9 protein-coding genes and 1 pseudogene are annotated in these 16,673 nt (G+C 62.5%); 9 read left to right on the top strand and 1 reads right to left on the bottom strand.

Annotated elements, in window-relative coordinates:
• Positions 1-293 precede the first annotated feature (293 nt).
• The 5 genes and pseudogenes from FYW99_RS22020 to drmB all read left to right on the top strand — a co-directional run bounded on the left by FYW99_RS22020 (position 294) and on the right by drmB (position 7,419).
• Complete coding sequence (locus FYW99_RS22020) at positions 294-1,136, top strand: helix-turn-helix domain-containing protein (protein ID WP_150253938.1); 843 nt, start codon at positions 294-296, stop codon at positions 1,134-1,136.
• Positions 1,133-1,354, top strand: a complete 222-nt coding sequence (locus tag FYW99_RS22015; RefSeq protein ID WP_150253937.1) for a DUF397 domain-containing protein — start codon at positions 1,133-1,135, stop codon at positions 1,352-1,354. The genes FYW99_RS22020 and FYW99_RS22015 overlap by 4 nt, the downstream gene beginning before the upstream one ends.
• Positions 1,355-1,367: 13 nt before the next feature.
• A pseudogene (locus FYW99_RS32480) lies at positions 1,368-1,569 on the top strand (glutamate--tRNA ligase); the annotation flags it as partial.
• A gap of 157 nt (positions 1,570-1,726) precedes the next feature.
• Positions 1,727-5,659: a DISARM system helicase DrmA gene (gene drmA, locus FYW99_RS22005; protein ID WP_150253936.1), complete on the top strand. Its 3,933-nt coding sequence runs from the start codon at positions 1,727-1,729 to the stop codon at positions 5,657-5,659.
• 2 nt (positions 5,660-5,661) lie between these two features.
• The gene (gene drmB / locus FYW99_RS22000) at positions 5,662-7,419 is read left to right on the top strand and encodes a DUF1998 domain-containing protein (protein WP_150253935.1); all 1,758 of its coding nucleotides are present in this window, start codon (positions 5,662-5,664) and stop codon (positions 7,417-7,419) included.
• 49 nt (positions 7,420-7,468) lie between these two features.
• Here drmB and FYW99_RS21995 read toward each other — a convergent pair whose 3' ends face one another.
• On the bottom strand, positions 7,469-9,229 hold the full coding sequence (locus tag FYW99_RS21995) for a DEAD/DEAH box helicase (RefSeq protein ID WP_150253934.1): 1,761 nt from the start codon (positions 9,227-9,229) through the stop codon (positions 7,469-7,471).
• A 276-nt stretch (positions 9,230-9,505) separates the two neighbouring features.
• On the opposite strand from FYW99_RS21995, the gene FYW99_RS21990 reads away from it, so the two are divergent.
• From FYW99_RS21990 to FYW99_RS21975, 4 genes are read left to right on the top strand one after another with little or no spacing between them, the layout of a single operon-like run.
• The gene (locus tag FYW99_RS21990) at positions 9,506-10,987 is read left to right on the top strand and encodes an ATP-binding protein (protein ID WP_150253933.1); all 1,482 of its coding nucleotides are present in this window, start codon (positions 9,506-9,508) and stop codon (positions 10,985-10,987) included.
• A gap of 5 nt (positions 10,988-10,992) precedes the next feature.
• Positions 10,993-13,800 carry a Z1 domain-containing protein gene (locus FYW99_RS21985; protein WP_150253932.1) on the top strand — a complete coding sequence of 936 codons (2,808 nt, stop codon included), beginning with the start codon at positions 10,993-10,995 and terminating at the stop codon, positions 13,798-13,800.
• A 2-nt stretch (positions 13,801-13,802) separates the two neighbouring features.
• The gene (locus tag FYW99_RS21980) at positions 13,803-14,801 is read left to right on the top strand and encodes a PD-(D/E)XK motif protein (RefSeq protein WP_190394756.1); all 999 of its coding nucleotides are present in this window, start codon (positions 13,803-13,805) and stop codon (positions 14,799-14,801) included.
• Positions 14,801-16,525: an AIPR family protein gene (locus tag FYW99_RS21975; protein ID WP_150253930.1), complete on the top strand. Its 1,725-nt coding sequence runs from the start codon at positions 14,801-14,803 to the stop codon at positions 16,523-16,525. The genes FYW99_RS21980 and FYW99_RS21975 overlap by 1 nt, the downstream gene beginning before the upstream one ends.
• The last annotated feature ends 148 nt before the right edge of the window (positions 16,526-16,673 follow it).

Raw genomic sequence — 16,673 nt, 5'->3', positions numbered from 1 at the left:
CGTTGGGGCGTCGCTCGGTGGTCACGGGTGCGGGCGGCACCTCCCGGCGGTGGGGTGGCGATGTGAGCGCGGTCCTCTCGCGGCGGGAACTCTAGGGGACGAACACGTGGGCCAGGGCGATGGCCAGCACTGCGGCGGTCAGTGCTCACACATGTCCGGCCAGGCTCTAGCCGGGCCTGCGGTGTCGGCCGCCAGGGTGTTCCACGGCCTTCGCCCTGCTTGCTCAGGTGGTTGATCGCGCCTCGGTCGGACACCTTGTTTTCTGTTGTGGTGCGAGAGCAGAGGAGAAACCCGTGGCAACCGGCTTGCCTGTCCGACGGCGTTACCTGGCCATCCAACTCCGACGCCTGCGCAACGCGGCGAAGCTGACACAGGACGAGGTCTGGAAGAACTTGGGCTGGAGCCGCGCCAAGATCCAACGCCTGGAAGCTGGCAACTTCCAGCGCCTGAAGGCGGGAGACATCATGGCGTTGTGCCAGCTCTACAGCGCGCCGAGCGATGTCGCCGAGGAGCTCATCCAGATCGCACGGGATTCGCGCACCCACAAACCCTGGTGGCTCCAGTACGAGGACGTCCTCCCCGGTGCCTTCGTCGGTCTGGAAGCGGAGGCCACGATGATCCAGGAGTTCAACATCGGCCTGGTGCCCGGCCTACTACAGACCCCCGCCTACATCTCCGCGCTGTTGGCCTCCTCCGTCGGAAACACCAGTGACCAGGCCGAGCAGAGGCTGAAGAGCAGACTCGAACGACAGCGCAACATCCTGGAACGCCAGGAGCCTCCACTGATCTTCGCCGTCATCGACGAAGCGGCCCTCCGACGTCAGATCGGCGGGCCCGAGGTGATGCGTGAACAGACCCGCCACCTGCTGGACGTCGGCCAGCGCCCCAACGTGGAGATCCAGGTCCTCCCTTTCTCGTCCGGGGCACATGCCGCGGGCGGCCTTCCCTTCACCATCCTGAGCTTCAGCGATGGCAACAACGCGGACAGCGTGGTCTTCCTCGAATCACGCGGTGACGGTTTCTACCTGGAATCCGAGACCGAGATCAACCGCCATAGGCTGGTGTTCAGCCGCACCCAGGGCAGCGCGCTCTCCGTTCCGGACTCCACCACCTTTCTGGAACACTTGAGCGCATGAAGCGCGAACCGGAGACGAGGCCCCGCATGGACATGAACACCGCACGGTGGCGCAAGTCCAGCCACAGCAACCCTGACGGCCCCCAGTGCGTCGAGGTCGCGGACCTTCCCGGTGCAACGGCCGTGCGCGACACCCAGAACCGCGAGCTCGGCCACCTCGCCTTCACCACCTGCGAGTGGACCAGCCTCCTCAACATCCTCAAGACGCTTCGGTCGTAGCCGCACAGGGGCCTGGGGTGCCGAGTCGCTGAAGAGAGCCCTTGAGTAGGTCGGGGTTGCCCAAGGACCCAAGCTCGACAAGGTTCAGGTTCCGGTGTGGGTCATGGTGACTGGCCGCACGGTCGGGCTCCCGCTGTCTGAAGTCGCTGGAACTGCTGGGCCGCCAGCGCATATTGGAGCGACGGCGCGCGGTGTTGGAGCGGCTCAACGCCTGAGGGGCTGAATCCAGCAGTGAGGCCACCAGTCACTTGGGCATGGTCTCCAGTAGCTTGTGAAACACCGACTGTCTCCAGCCCTCTGTAGTTTCCGCCCTTCGCAGGGGTCTGCTGACACGGTGTTTGTCCCCCCGATGTAGGAGTTGTGAGATCACTCGTGAGTGAGCGCGACAGTCTGGTTGAGGCTCTGGTGGCTGAGGTGCTCGGTCCGCGTGGCGGACCGGAGGAGCGTCTGCCACTCGATGAGGATCCCCTGGACGAATATCTCGTCGGGGTGCTCGCGCCCGACGGCACTCCCTCGGTGGAGGTCGACGCGGGAGTGGAGCTGGTCGGAGACGAAGCTTCGGGAGCCGACGACGAGGAGGATCCTGGAGCTCCCGTATTCTCACTCCATCCGGGCACAGCAGTCAGGCAGCCCATCCAGCTCCAGCTGGATCCGTTGACCAGACCTGCCTCGATGGGGCTCTCCCTCGCAGTGGAGGCGCAGGATCGCCCTTTCATCGACATCTGCTGTACATGGGCGAGATACGAGAAAACCGACGAGGCATGGATCCGGTTGCCTCATGGTGAGATCTGGAGCAGCGTGGACTGCTCCAGTAGTCGCAAACTGTGTCCTCCGCAGGACCAGGCGGTGGAGATCCGGGTGCTCAGCAGAAGGGATCGAAACACCGGAATCTGGAGAATCTCGGTCTTCCTCGTTAACAGGTCCCATGCGTCGGAACGTCCGGCCGTGGAGGAACACGTGTTCCAACCACAGATTCGCATCAGGTGTGGTGCGGGCAGTCGTTGCGTTCCTGTCGACCGGGGGCGAAAGGCTCAGGATCCGGAGGAGGAGACACTCGACCTTCTTTACAGCGACCGTTCCGTACTGGCCCGGGGGCACCTATGCTCCGCAGTCTGGAAGGACGTCGACCCGGAGCGGCCGCATCCCGAGGGCAGAACCGGTTCTCAGGCGCCGTTCGTTTGGGTGGACGGCCACCACCTGTTCGATGAGGATGCTGCGAGGGCGTTCGTTCCGGCCGACGTCCGCTCAGAGTACGTTCCTGTGCTTCCGGTCAACTCTCCGAACAAGGCTTGGCGTGAGGAGTTTCGAGCCCCGGAACTCGATCCCCTGAAACTGGCCGAGATCACCGAGTCCAGTGAGATTCACCAGGCGCTCGATCCTCTTGCCGAAGGATACCAGCGCTGGATCTTCGCACTTGAGAAGGAGCACGGGAGGCAGGGAGCGTCAACGACTGTCGGCCGCAGTATCTCTGGGTGTAAGCGAGCACTCACGCGGATCCAGGAGGGGGTGGAGCTTCTCGCTTCCGACAGGGAGGCCAGGCTGGCCTTCTGTTTCGCCAATCGGGCGATCGCGCTCCAGTCCGAGTGGACGAAGGGAAAGGTCAACCCTTGGTGGCCCTTCCAGCTGGCTTTTCAGCTCGTCAATCTTCCGGCGGTGGTCGATGGCACTCATCCCGACCGGGAAACCTGCGACCTGCTGTGGTTTCCGACCGGTGGTGGGAAGACCGAGGCGTATCTAGGGTTGGCTGCTTTCACCCTCGCTCACCGTAGGTTGAGGGCCCTCCGCGAACAACGACCTGACGAGGGTGCAGGAACAGCTGTGCTTTCCCGCTACACCCTCCGCCTTCTGACCATCCAGCAGTACAGGCGCGCGCTCGCGCTGATGACCGCCTGCGAGTTCCTACGTGTCTCGGGCACACCGAACCAGCGGGGTTGGCGACCGGAGAGCTGGAGCGGATTCGATGATCTGATCTGGGGCACTCACCGCTTCTCGATCGGCCTGTGGGTGGGAGGGGGTGTGACCCCCAACAGTTTGCACGACTTCGAGTACCGCAACAGCTCGGGGCGTATCGAGCGCGTCCGCGGGGCCATCTCGATCCTTGAAGGCAAGCCGGGTGCGGGCGAACCCGCCCAGATTCTCGACTGTCCGGCCTGTGAGACGCACCTGGCACTCCCACCTAGTGGCCTACTCGCAGGAGAGGACACCACTCTTCATCTGGTGCTTGGAGACGCAGACCGCCCCGCCAGCGAGATCGTTCTCTCCGACCTTTCTGATGACTCCACCGAGGTCACCTCGCTCGAGATCACCCCCTGCCCCACAGAGGGGTTTGTCACCGTATCCCTGACACTCCGGGCCCGTGAGGACCTTCCCCCTCAGAGGGTCGACGATTGGTTCGAGAAACATGCCCGTCGACAGCTGGGCCGATACCCGTATCTGGTGTCGGTCAGAGCTTCACGTCCCGGCTACTTCATCAGGTGCGTTGAATGGGGAAAACAGAGAGTGGAGAAGTCTGTCGACTTCCAGATCTTTTGTCCGAATCCTCACTGCGTACTCAATACTGAGGCGTCCTGGGACGAACAAACCCATGTTGGCCCCTGGCCCGTTCCGGAGGCGTTCGATCGCGGTGACGGGCGCTCCGCCCGCTGTCCGATTCCCGCATGGACCGTTGACGACCAGATCTACGCTCGCTGTCCCTCCATGGTGGTCGCGACGGTCGACAAGTTCGCCCGCCTCGCCTACGAACCGCGGGCGGCCACGATCTTCGGGAACGTGGAGCGGGAGAACGAGCACCTGGGCTACTACCGTGTCTCGGCACCGCCCTCAGGGCCGGCCAGTCTCCCCTCCTCCCCTAGGAGGGACCCGACTTGGGGGAGGAACGAACAGGTTGGCAGGTTTGGTCCACCCGAGCTGATCCTCCAGGACGAGCTTCATCTGATCGAGGGACCTCTGGGCAGCATGGTCGGGCTCTACGAGACCGCGGTCGACATGCTCGCCAGCACCCAGGAGGGGAGCGTATCCGTCCGGCCGAAGTACATCGCATCGACGGCAACGGTCCGTCAGGCGGAGGAACAGGTCCAGTCGCTGTTCACCCGGCAACTCCAGGTCTTTCCACCGTCGGGGGTCCGGGTGGATGACTCGTTCTTCTCCTGGGGTGGTCCGGGACATCCGCTTGACCCAGAGGGTCCTGGACGGCTCTACGTAGGTTTGATGGCTCCCGGCCGAGGAGCCCAGACGCCGTTGGTCAGAGCCTGGTCCAGGCTGTTGCAGGAACCGCTGGAGAGGTTGCATGCCGGGGCCACCGAGCGTTCTCTCGACCCATTCTGGACACTGGTGGGATACTTCAACGCCATCCGTGAGTTGGCTGGTGCGGTGGCCCTAGTCCGGCAGGATGTCGTCCAACGCCTGGAGAGTATCCGCTCGGAAACGGGCTCCAGACGGCTGAGTGAACACAGGGATCCGATGGAGCTCTCGAGCCGGGCGGACTCTCTTCAGCTACCGGGGCTGTTGGGTGAGCTAGGTGAAAGCCTTCATGGTGGAACTGACCCCGTGAACGTGGTCGTCTCAACATCGATGTTCGGCACGGGGGTCGACGTGGACCGGCTCGGTCTCATGTTCGTGAACGGCCAACCCAAAACCACGTCCTCCTACATCCAGGCCACAGGTCGGGTCGGACGCTCGACCGGCGGTTTGGTGGTGACCTTCTACCGGGCCTCCAGGCCGCGGGACCTCAGTCACTACGAGTATTTCTCGGGGTACCACCACACTCTGTACCGACACGTCGAACCCGTGACGGTGAACCCCTTTTCCCCTCGGAGCCGGGACCGGGCACTCGGGCCTCTGGGGGTTGTCCTGCTTCGGCAGGCGGCCGAACTCGTGGGAATCGGTGAGCAATCGGTACCCGTCGACGAGCAGTGGCGGGTCCAGCAGCGTCTCACCGCCAGGAACGGCGGGAGCCCCTGGTTCTGTCGAGCGGGTGTCATGCACACGGCGCGAGGACAGGCTGACGTTCGGGCCCTGCCTCGGATAGTCGAGAACAGGGCTGTGCAACAGCCCGAAATGCGTCGTCCCGAACTGGGCGAGAGCGCTGCCCACATGGACACGGAACTGGACAGGTGGCAGGAGCTCGCTGCGGCGCAGGGTGAGGCGCTGCTGTACCACGAACCCACCGTCACCCGCCCCGCGGAGAAAGCGGTTGTCCTCGGTGACCTGACACACCACCAGGCTGGTACCGGAGAGGCGTTCGAGAACGCCCCGAACTCACTCCGAGAGGTGGAGTCCACCACCTCGGTTCGCGGAAGGGACTGAAAGTGGTCAAGGGTTACCAGGAGATTCGTCCGTCCCAGTTCATCACCACCTTCGGTCCTGGCAGCATCGTCGAGACCCCCTCAGGGCCAGTGGTGCTCAAGCAGCTGGGGGCGCTCTTCACCGGGCTCGGTAGTGACCAAGGGCCTGACAGGTTCGAGATCGTCGACGAGAGGCTGTCCCGGACCTCTCTTGCTGGGGCCCGCATCGTCGGTATCCCGACCAACGCCGAGCTTGCGCTGCCAGCGAACGAGGCCATCTATCCCACGGATGCCTTCCCGTACTGGGCGCTGTGTGCACAGCACACCGGATATCAGGTTCTCTACGACGCGTCCAACGGGTGTGGGGAATGTGATGGCAAGGAGGCTCGCCATGAGCGAAGGGCCAAGGCCGGGCGTGAGGCGATCCGCTTCGTTGTGGCTTGCCCAGGGGGTCACATGGACGAGGTCCCATGGCACCGGCTTGTTCACGGTGGTGGATCGGACTGTTCCGCCCGGTACTTTCGATGGTTCGGAGGCGGACGAGCACTCCGCCTGGTCAGGCTCGTCTGTCCCAGATGTCCCTCCGAGGCCAACCTGGGCGAGGCATATGGGCGGTCATGGCGCTGTTCCGAAAGGTACGTCGAAAAGGGAGGAAGGCCGGCCCCCTCCAGCTGTGCTCGCCCCGCCCGCATCGTCCAACGAGGATCTGCGAGTCTACGCAGTGCTGAGCTGACCACGGCGGTCACGATCCTGGAGATCCCGGCCCGGCTACATGAGCTGCTGGGCAGTAGCACCCTACTCAAAGGCGTTCGAACCCTTCGCCGTCTCGGCAGACTCGAACACGACGAACTTCTCACCGAGGCTCGGGAGTCGGGTGTCTCATCGGTGGATGTGGACTACCTCGCGCAGACCCCGTGGTCAGAGATCGAACGCGCGCTCAGTCTTGTGATGGGAGATGATGACAACCCGCTCTCCCTGAAGGACAGCGAGCTGGACAGACTCGAGAGCGCAGCCTCCCACGGAGCTCCGCAGGGAGCCGAGGGCTTCCAGAGAGGAGAGCCTTCCCTCTTCGAGGTCCTGAGGTCGAACGTACGGGAGATCCCGGGCCCGGAGGGGCGGCTCGTGTTCCGCGTGGCACCCGTAAGTAGGCTCCGCACTGTCATGGTCCAAACTGGATACCGCCGACTGGAGCCGGAGACAGGGCAGCTCGTGTCCACAGCTTTCGAGCACAGAGGTCTCACCTGGTATCCCGGGGCGGAGCTTTTCGGGGAGGGTGTCTACCTTGACCTGGTCGGAGGCTCACTCTCCTTGGTCGGGGAGCGGAGATCCGTGTGGCAGAACCGCCACGACGCCCATGCCGACGTCGCAGAGGACTCTCCATGGCGCCATCCGGTGCATGTCTGGTGGCACAGTCTCTCGCACCGCCTCCTGTGGGCGCTGGCGGTCGACTCCGGGTATTCTTCGGCGGCCATCCGAGAACGCGTCTACACCAGGGTGGAGAACGGCACGGTCACCGGTAGCGGCCTTCTGCTCTACACGGTTCAGCCCGGAGGGGACGGCACCCTGGGAGGGCTGATCTCCCTTGTGGACCGTTTCGGCAGAGTTCTTGAACGCGCCCTGCAGGAAGTCGATGTCTGTTCCAATGACCCCCTGTGTGGAGAGGCTCCGCTGGTCGGTGCCGACGGGGCGGCATGTTATTCATGTCTGTACGCTTCGGAGACATCGTGTGAGCAACGGAACCAGGGACTCGACCGCCTGCTGTTGACGCAGAACCTTCCGTAAGAGAGGGTGCGGGGTTCCGTCGGTTCCGTACCCCTCAGAAAAGCCAGGGTCACCGGAAGTAGCTTTCGTACTTATTGTAGACCAGTTCGCCGCGGAAACGAATGTTGTCCCAGACATCGATAACACGGCATGAGGGGGTTCCACCGAATCTGGAACCTCGCATCCCGCGCCCGATCATCTGTGCGTATAGGACGCGGCTTGCCGTTGGTCGGCCGATGACCAGAGTCTCCACACGTGGTGCATCGAAACCCGTGGTGAGCACCCCGTAGTTGCACAGTACGGAAATTCCGCCATCACGGAACTCCTCGATGATCGCACGGCGTGTTGCGCTCCGTGTCTCACCGGTGATGACTTCTGCCGCGCGGCCGGATCGTCGCAACAGGACTGCCATGGCCTGGGCGTGCTCGACCGTACTTCCGAAGAAGAGGGTTGGTGATGTTTCTGGGACCTGTCGGATTCTGTTGAGGAGAGCCTGGTTACGCTGCTCCGACCCCCCGATTTCGCGAAGGAATGCCGGGTGGAAATCATTGAACTGATCGAAGTACTGGACGAAGCGCTGGTCCCGGTCCATGTCGAACGTATGAGCAGAGTGCTGTAGGAACTCGTGCTCGGCGGTGGAAAGGACCTCCCGTTCCCTCAGGGTTCTGAAGGGTTCGTCCCCCAGAGCTGATGACTCCAACAGCCGGTGGTGGAAGATCCGGAACAGGTGCGGTGTCTCCGTTTCGTCACTTCGGAAGGGGGTTGCCGTCAAACCCAGCAGAGGGATTTCTGAATTTGCCCCGGAAATCGTGTCAATACCCAGGAACCGTAGTACCTCGCGGTAACTCGATGCGCTGGCTCTGTGCGCCTCGTCAATCACCACCACACCGAGATGGTCACGGAGAAGGGCAAGTTCCTCGTTCGCCTCCGAGTTTGGGTCCCGGATCACTGCCTGGAGTTTCTGGATGCTCGCCACCACGACCCCGTTCTCCTCGGGATCCGGTACGGGCGATGTTCCCCAGCAGCGGGCGATTCCCAGGGTCTCCCGTGCCGGATTCTTCCTGTGTCCGAGATCGATCCAGACCTCCCGGAACGACTGGACCGCCTGCTCGCACAGTTCCTCGCTCTGCGCGATCCACAGAACGAGCGAGTGGCCGCTGTGAGACCTGTACCAGTCCATCAGTGTCTCCACCGCAGTGCGTGTCTTTCCTGCACCGGTCGGTAGAGAGAGGATCCCCCTGTTTCGGCCTGGTTCCGCATGGAGAACGTCCGAAGCCTGCTCCATGAGGTCGACTTGGAAGTCCTCCAGGTCTTGAAGCGGTCTGAACGGCGTCACCTCCAGATGGTCGGGTTCCTTCTGTGATCCTGGCAGGCCGGCAAGGGTTGGAGGAAGATCAAGAGTTCGTACGAAATGGCGGGACCAGCGCTTGCCCGAGTGCCACTTCCGCCTGGCAATCACCTCAGCTCGTTGTTTCGCGCCTTTCCGGCTCCGGGCGCTACTCCCCTCGTAGTCGTGCAGACGGTCGAGTTCGTCGGGCGAGGCATGCAGGGCGAGGCGGAATCGGAGTTCACGTCCGACATCGTTCCCCTCGAGGAGGGAGGCGCCTCGAAGGTCCACCAGAAACCTGTAGAGTTCGTCATCCAACAGTCGTGTTCTGGGGCGACCTCGGCCCGGGCTTCGTTCGGCTTCCACGATGATGGACTCGACTGCGGAGGCTCCTTTCGGATCACTCTCCAGCACAGCCCTGACAACCGATGGCTTGAGTCTGTTACGTAGTGCCTCCACCGTCTGGGAGCGGTCATCGTCGTCCAGCTGACCGAATACTGCCATCGTCTCCCTGCTCCCCCCAGTTATGGATGCTGTCAACCAGGATCCGCCTGGGCAGGGTTGGTTCCTCCCGACCGTACCCGGTTCGTTCCTCTCTGCGAGGAGGAGACGAGGCAGGCGTTCCCTGGCTGGGCGTTCCACTTTCCCCTGGCATGTGCGCTGAATGCCACCTCACGTGCCAAATGTGATGGTTTCGAGTCCCACTTGATCCCGCATGCTCCGCGGGCTCTTTTACCCTTCTGTGCAGGAACCGCGACTCCTGGGAGCTTGAGGCGCAGTATGGCACTGACAGAACCCGGCGCCGGGTACAGGCGTCTTGCGCCACATGCAGGCGAACTCATCGCTTCGCTCCGCGCTTTCGGCTACACACCGACGACGGCCTTGGCTGATCTGATCGACAACAGCATCGGTGCCGGAGCGAGGCATGTGCGCATCGCCCACAGCTCCGACCCGGGAAACGCCTGGGTCGCCGTCATAGACGACGGACACGGGCTCGACGAACAGGCCCTGCAATCGGCCATGCGTTTCGCTCGTAACTCTGGTGCCAGGCGTTGCGGGAGTGACCTCGGTCGGTTCGGCCTCGGGCTCAAGACGGCCTCCCTGTCCCAGGCCCGGCGGTTGACCGTGCTCTCCCGCGGTAACGACGGCATGCTGGTCGGGGCCACCTGGGACATCGACCACGTCATGCAACATCGGGAATGGTTCCTGCTGACCGGTGTGGACGAGGAGTCCCAGGAGATTGCCGAACTGGTCGGCTTCGGCGGGCAGGGAACGATGATCCTCTGGAGGAATCTGGACCGGATCGGCGAGGGCGTCGTTCTGTCGCGGGAACTCACCTCGGCCGGACGGGAACTTTCCCTGCTGTTCCATCGCTTCCTGGAGACAGGGCGTCTCAGTATCGATGTGTCCGGGCGGCGGCTCCAGGCCACTGATCCCTATCTCCGGGGCCATCCGGCCACCCAGGATCGTGGTTTCGAAGACCTCAGACATGGTGATCACCGCATACGCGTCAACCCCGTGGTACTCCCTCACCCCCTGCTGCTGACATCAGGGGAGAGAAAATGCTCCTCAGGCACGGGCGGACTCCTGAACCGCCAGGGGTTCTATGTCTATCGAGGGGACCGACTCGTTGTTGCCGGTGACTGGTTGGGAATCGACGGTATGACCCGGTCGGCCGGAACACGCCTGGCACGGTTGGCCCTGGAACTTTCTTCCGAGTCCGACACCGACTGGGAGATCGATGTCATGAAGTCGTCCGTGCGGCCGCCACCCCCCTTCATGAAGCGCCTGACCGAGCTTGCCCAGGACGTCCGGAAGCGCTCCGAAAGGGTTTTCACTCACAGGGGAACCCATCTGGCTGTCCCCTGGGATCAACAGGATATCCAACCGGTCTGGTCCTCGACGGTTCAGCGTGGTTCCGTGCAGTACACGGTGAACCGGAGGCACCCTCTGCTGGCTGCCGCCCTGGCAGGGGCCCAGAGCGACACGTTCGAACAGGTTCTGCGCCTCATCGAGCTCACCCTCCCCATGAGGACCGTCGCCCAACAGGCGGGATCAGAGAACTCGAAGAAGGTTGCGACGCAGGACCAGGCGGTGGCGATCGACCGGGAGGTCTCCGTTCTCCGAGGGATCCTCTCCTCACTTCCTGAGGATCTCGAAGTGAGAACACGCATCGTGGAGAACCTGGCTGCCGCGGAACCCTTCATCCGTCATCCCGGTCTGCTCCGTGAATTCAACCAGTCCACGTTCGAGGAGGATTGACAGATATGGACCTCGTGGAGTCTGCTCTCCAGCTGGCAAGACTTCAGGTGCAGAACCTGGACCGACATGAGTGCACGACGGAACGTTTCCGGCAGATCGCTGAGCAGACGGCTCGTATGCTCGTGTCCGGGGAGGCAATCCTCGTGGAAGAGATCGTGAGGAAGCTCGAGGAGGACTACGATGTCTTCACGCCTCAACCTGTGGTGCTCGAGGATCCGGACCGCCATGTTCCCTGGCTCGACGACCGCCGGAGGGGCATCAACTTCGCCCATTGGAGAAGGTTCGAGGAGTGGCTGAAGAAGAAAGGGCGTAAACCCGCGTCCCTGGCGTCCCTGGGGGAAACCACCGACCGGGTTCTGGGCCTTCTGGAGGATCCCTACCGCCCTGGCCCTTGGCGGAACCACGGGATGGTCTTCGGCCAGGTCCAGTCGGGGAAGACTGCGAACTACACGGGCGTCATCTGTAAGGCGGTGGACGCCGGTTACCGCGTGGTGGTCGTACTCACGAGCCAGCACGAGAGTCTGCGGCACCAGACACAGGCACGGCTGGACACGGAGTTCCTAGGCTTCAACAGTAGGTTCACCCGTGACCCCGACGCGGACCACTCCAAGTGGGTCGGTGTGGGAACGTTGAACATGAAAGCCCCCTCGGTACTGCCGATCACCACCCAGGATGGTGACTTCACCGCATCTCAGTTCAAAGGGACGTCTGTGGACATCCACCAGATGAACGTCCTGGCCGTGGTGAAGAAGAATGCTCGTATTCTTCGTAACCTTCGGGACTGGTTGAGGAACCAGCTTCCCCCAGGAGCTGAGCACATATCGAACGCCCCCCTGCTTCTGATCGACGACGAGGCGGACTACGGATCCGTCGACACGAAGCGTCCACGCAACGGCGACTACAACGATCCTGAGCACGACCCCACGGCCATCAACACGTGCGTTCGCGAACTCCTGGGCCTCTTCGACCAGAGCGCTTACCTCGCTTACACCGCCACCCCCTTCGCCAACATCTTCATCAATGGGGAGACTGACCACCCCCTCTACGGGAAGGATCTTTTCCCGAGGGACTTCATCGTCGCCTTGGAGCCCTCCTCGGACTACTGCGGACCCGAGGTCGTGTTCGGGCTTCGGGACGACTCGTCCGGAACAGACGGTCGTGATCCGCTGCCCACCATCCGTGCCGTCGCCGACCACGAACAGTGGATGCCGGACCGACACAGGAAGGGCTTCCAAGTCAACAGCCCACTCCCGGCATCACTCGTGGAGGCCCTTGACGCTTTCATTCTCTCCACCGCAGTCAGAAGGCACCGGGAGATTCTGAAGAACGAGCAGCAGAGCCACAACACGATGCTTGTTCACGTCACCCGTTTCACCGACGTCCAAGGTGAGGTGGCTCGGCAACTCGAGGAGCATCTGAACTCCATGGTGGAGGCGTGGGGAGACTACGGACACAGCGGCAGGAGACTCCGTGAACGTCTGGCGGATCTGTGGCACCGTGACTTCGAGAAGACCCATACCGAGATGGCGGGGCGGGATGACGTCACCTCCCAGGTTGGCCCACGCGTGTCCTGGAACGACATCACGGCTTACGTTCCTGATGTGCTTGAGGAGGCCGCCTCGGGGGTGAAGCGGATCAACGGCAAAGCGGAGGACATACTCGAGTACGAACTCGCCACTCCAGCGACGGTGGTGGCCGTGGGCGGCGACAAGCTCTCACGTGGCCTGACGTTGGAGGGACTCACAGTCTCGTACTATCTTCGTGCGTCACGGACCTACGACACACTTCTCCAGATGGGGCGATGGTTCGGATACCGGCCTGGTTATCTGGACGTCACCCGTCTGTACACCACGGACGAGCTGCTGAGCAGCTACGTACACATCACCCGTGCCAATCGTGAGCTCATGGACCTGTCCGCCGTCATGTCCCGCTCGGGCCAGAAACCCGGGAACGTGGGGATGAGGGTCCTTGAGGGGACAGGGAGCCTCCGTGTCACGGCGGCGGCCAAGATGCGTTCCTCGGAGACCCTGACCGTGAGTCTGGCCGGTGAGAGGGCCGAAACCCTCAGGCTCCTCATCGACACCGCTTCACAGACGACGAACATGGAGACACTGCAGAGGCTCATCGAGCACGTGGAGCGATTCCATGTTGACCGGGGGGAGGCCGAGAAAGCCGAGGTCAGTGTCCTGAACAAGGGACTCCTCTTCAAGGACGCACCCTCCCAGGCCGTCATCGATTTCCTGGGAAACTACTCCGCCTCCCCGAGCCTGCTGACCAGCAACCCCGACAACCTGTTGGACTACATCCGAAGCCAGGTTTCGCAGGGGGAGCTGACCCGTTGGACCATCGCCGTCGCCGGAGGACAGGCCACCGGCCACAAACCGCTGTCCACCCCCTTCCATGACGTCCCTCTCGTGCAGAGGAAGGCGATCGCCCAAGGCGACAGTGAATGTGAGTTGAACGTACTCATCGGCCCCGAACACGAGGGGGTGGGGCTGACGAGGAAACAGATCCAACAGGCGCTGGACGAGACCACCGCAGAGTACCGGGACGAGAAGCGTAACGATACACCGAAACGTCCCAGGGCGAGAGTGCTTCGAAGGTACCGTTCTCCTGAGGAGGGTCTGCTCATCGTCTACCCCGTCGCTCCGGACCTGCCACACGGAGACAGCAACGTCATCAGGACACCTGTTATCGGTTTCGTGGTCGTCTTCCCCGAGTCGGAGCGTGCAACGAAGATCCACTACAGGGTCAACAACCAGTACCTCGACGAGTTGAGAAAGGCCCTCAGTAACGAAGAGGGCGAGTTCTGACCGTGGGTATCACAGATTCCCCCGAGAGTCTTGAGAACTACTTCAGAGCGGTTGAACAGGAGTACGGAGACCGGGCGGGAACCGTGCACCGTCGTATCCGGATCACTCCAGACATCGATTCCTTCGTCGAGGTGCGCTTTCCCGAGAGGGAATGGGGCCTGGTAGTCAGCGCGGGCCACCACCAACACGATCGACATCTGGTGCTGACAGGGGGGCTGACCTGCCAGATCCGTGGTGGGGACATCAGGGTGATCGGTGCCCCGCAGACCGACCGCGGCCTGTTCTGTGCTCTTCTCGTAGACCTGATCGCACAGCTTGTGTCCCGCGCGGGAGAAACCGAAACGATCCTGGTCTCCAGGATCAACGCCTGGCGTCGAATGTTGGGGCGGGGTTTCGACAACGGACTCTCGCCAGAGGCGCGCATGGGTCTGCACGGAGAGCTTCTGGTGCTCCGTGACCTTCTCCTGCCCGTGCTGGGATCCCGATCGGTGGCGGCCTGGACGGGTCCCTCGGGCGGTACCAAGGATTTCACCCACAGGGGGACCGCGATCGAGGTCAAGTCCGTTTCCGTCCGCGAACCGCACCAGTGCCGCGTGAATAACGAGTACCAGCTGGATTCCGCCGGACTGGACCAGGTTCTCCTGGTGCATCAGGTCATCGGTGACTCTTCGGACGGGGAGTCACTGAACGACGTGGTGGACGCGCTTCGCTCCAACCCCCGACTTCTTCCTGTTCTGGCTGAGCTCGACGACCGGCTCCTGGAGACCGGTTGGCTCGACTCCCAGCGACAGCAGTACGCGGAGGACCGCCGTGCGCTCATTCGCCGTAGGTGCTATCACGTTGGGGAGGGGTTCCCCCGGATGGTGCCTGACGACCTTGCGCCGGGCGTGTCCGGGGTGTCCTATGTCGTCGATCTGGCTGCCTGCCGATCCCATCTCATCAAGGAGGGGCTTCTTCGGTCCGCAGTCTCCGGTTCCCCCCTTCCTCCCAAGGAGCAGTGATGCACGGAAACTCCGTCGAGGAGTTCACGCTCAACCTCGAAGAGGAGATCGCACGGCGTCTCGGACATGAGTACACCTACGCACGTGACGCCTTCACACACATCGTCAGTGAGTACCTCATCGAGGACGGGACGCTGGAGGAACTCCACATCGCCTATCCCCGTGGCCTCTTCGGGCAGAGCCGGATGGAGGCCAACGGTTACGCGATCAGTCAACAGGGGCATGTGCTCGATCTGGTTGTCACCGACTACGGCCACAGTGGACAGACCGTCCAGCGTGACCAGAGCAGGAGGAGGTTCCGGTGGGTACGGAACTTCGCCAAGTACTGCCGTGACAGGCATTTCACCAACATGGAGACGTCAACTCCCGAGTTCGACATGGCACAGACCATCCATGCCAACTGGGAGAACTTCGAGAAGATCCGTCTCTTCCTTCTGACGGACGGTAGCAGCAGCCTTGGAAACCCTCCGCAGGACTCGCTGGACGGGGTCCCCGTCTTTCACCACATGTGGGACGTCGAACGCATCCGAAGGTTGGTCACCTCGGGACGACACGAGGAAAGCATCACCATCAACTTCGGTGACCTGGGTGCGGTCCTGCCCTGCCTGCCCGTCGCAGTGCCGCAGGGGGAATACGAGTGCCTGCTGACGTCTGTTCCAGGAGATCTTCTGGCAGGACTGTACGACGAGCACGGAGCAAAGCTTCTACAGCGCAACGTCAGGGCTTTCCTGCAGAACCGGGGTAAGGTGAACCAGAAGATCAGCGAGACGATCCAGGAGACCCCGGAACGTTTCCTCGCCTACAACAACGGCATCTCCGCCACAGCGACGAAGGTGGAGTTCGACCCCTCGCACGAGTCCCCGCACATTCTTTCTGTTCACGACCTACAGATTGTGAATGGTGGTCAGACCACCGCCTCGCTTCACCGTGCCTCCAAACAGCCGGGTGCGGATCTGACCAACATTCAGGTTCCTGCGAAGATCACCATTGTCCACCAGGATCTGCTGGACGAACTGGTGCCACGGATCTCCCGTTACGCCAATTCCCAGAACCCGATCAACACGGCGGACTTCGAAGCCAACAGCCCCTTCCACGTTGCTCTCGAACGGCTCTCACGGAGTGTCTGGGCTCCGGCCAAGGACGGGGCCACACGCCAGACCCGGTGGTACTACGAGCGTGTCCGTGCCCAGTACGAGGAGGAGGCCCGCCGAACTTCGGGGCGTAGCACCTTCTACCAGGAGTTTCCAAAGAAACAGCGGATATCCAAGACTGACGCGGCCAAGTACGACATGGTGTTTCGCCAGCTTCCGCACGTGGTCAGTCTCGGGGCGCAGAAATGCTTCTACTTCTGGACCACGGAGACCCTTCCCACACTGGGCAAGGAACCCGGGCAGGCCTACTTCCAGGAGTTGGTCGCCAAGCGGATCATCTTCGAGCAGGTCCGTGCCCGAATCCGTGCACGTCGGTACGGGGCCGGCTATCTGGCTCAGGTGACCTCTTTCACCTTGGCGCGCATGGTTGACGGTATACCTCTCACGGTCGTGCTCGACGAGACCTGGAAACACCAGGACGCGTCCGAGCAGCTGGTGGAGGCTGCGTTCGGGCTGAGTGAACGGGTACGCGCGGTGCTCACCAACGCTCCCGGATCCGGAAACGTGTCCGAATGGTGTAAGAAGGAGGACTGCTGGAAGTCCGTCCTCGACATCGAGTGGCAGGGACTGTGAGCGTTGTCTGTGGGGCGGGCCAAACCCATCCCAGCAGTCGGGGGGAGCTTGCTCCGGACACGTCTCGTTGACGAAGGACATGCGGACGGTAATCCACAATGCCCGGGTTCGGAGCCGCTCCGCTTCGGATGGCATCTAGTATGGGGGA

This window comes from Nocardiopsis deserti (genome assembly GCF_008638355.1).
GTDB classification, from domain to species: Bacteria; Actinomycetota; Actinomycetes; order Streptosporangiales; family Streptosporangiaceae; genus Nocardiopsis; species Nocardiopsis alborubida.
The sequence above is the reverse complement of the archived record's forward strand: the minus strand, read 5'-3'. Positions and strand labels throughout refer to the sequence as shown.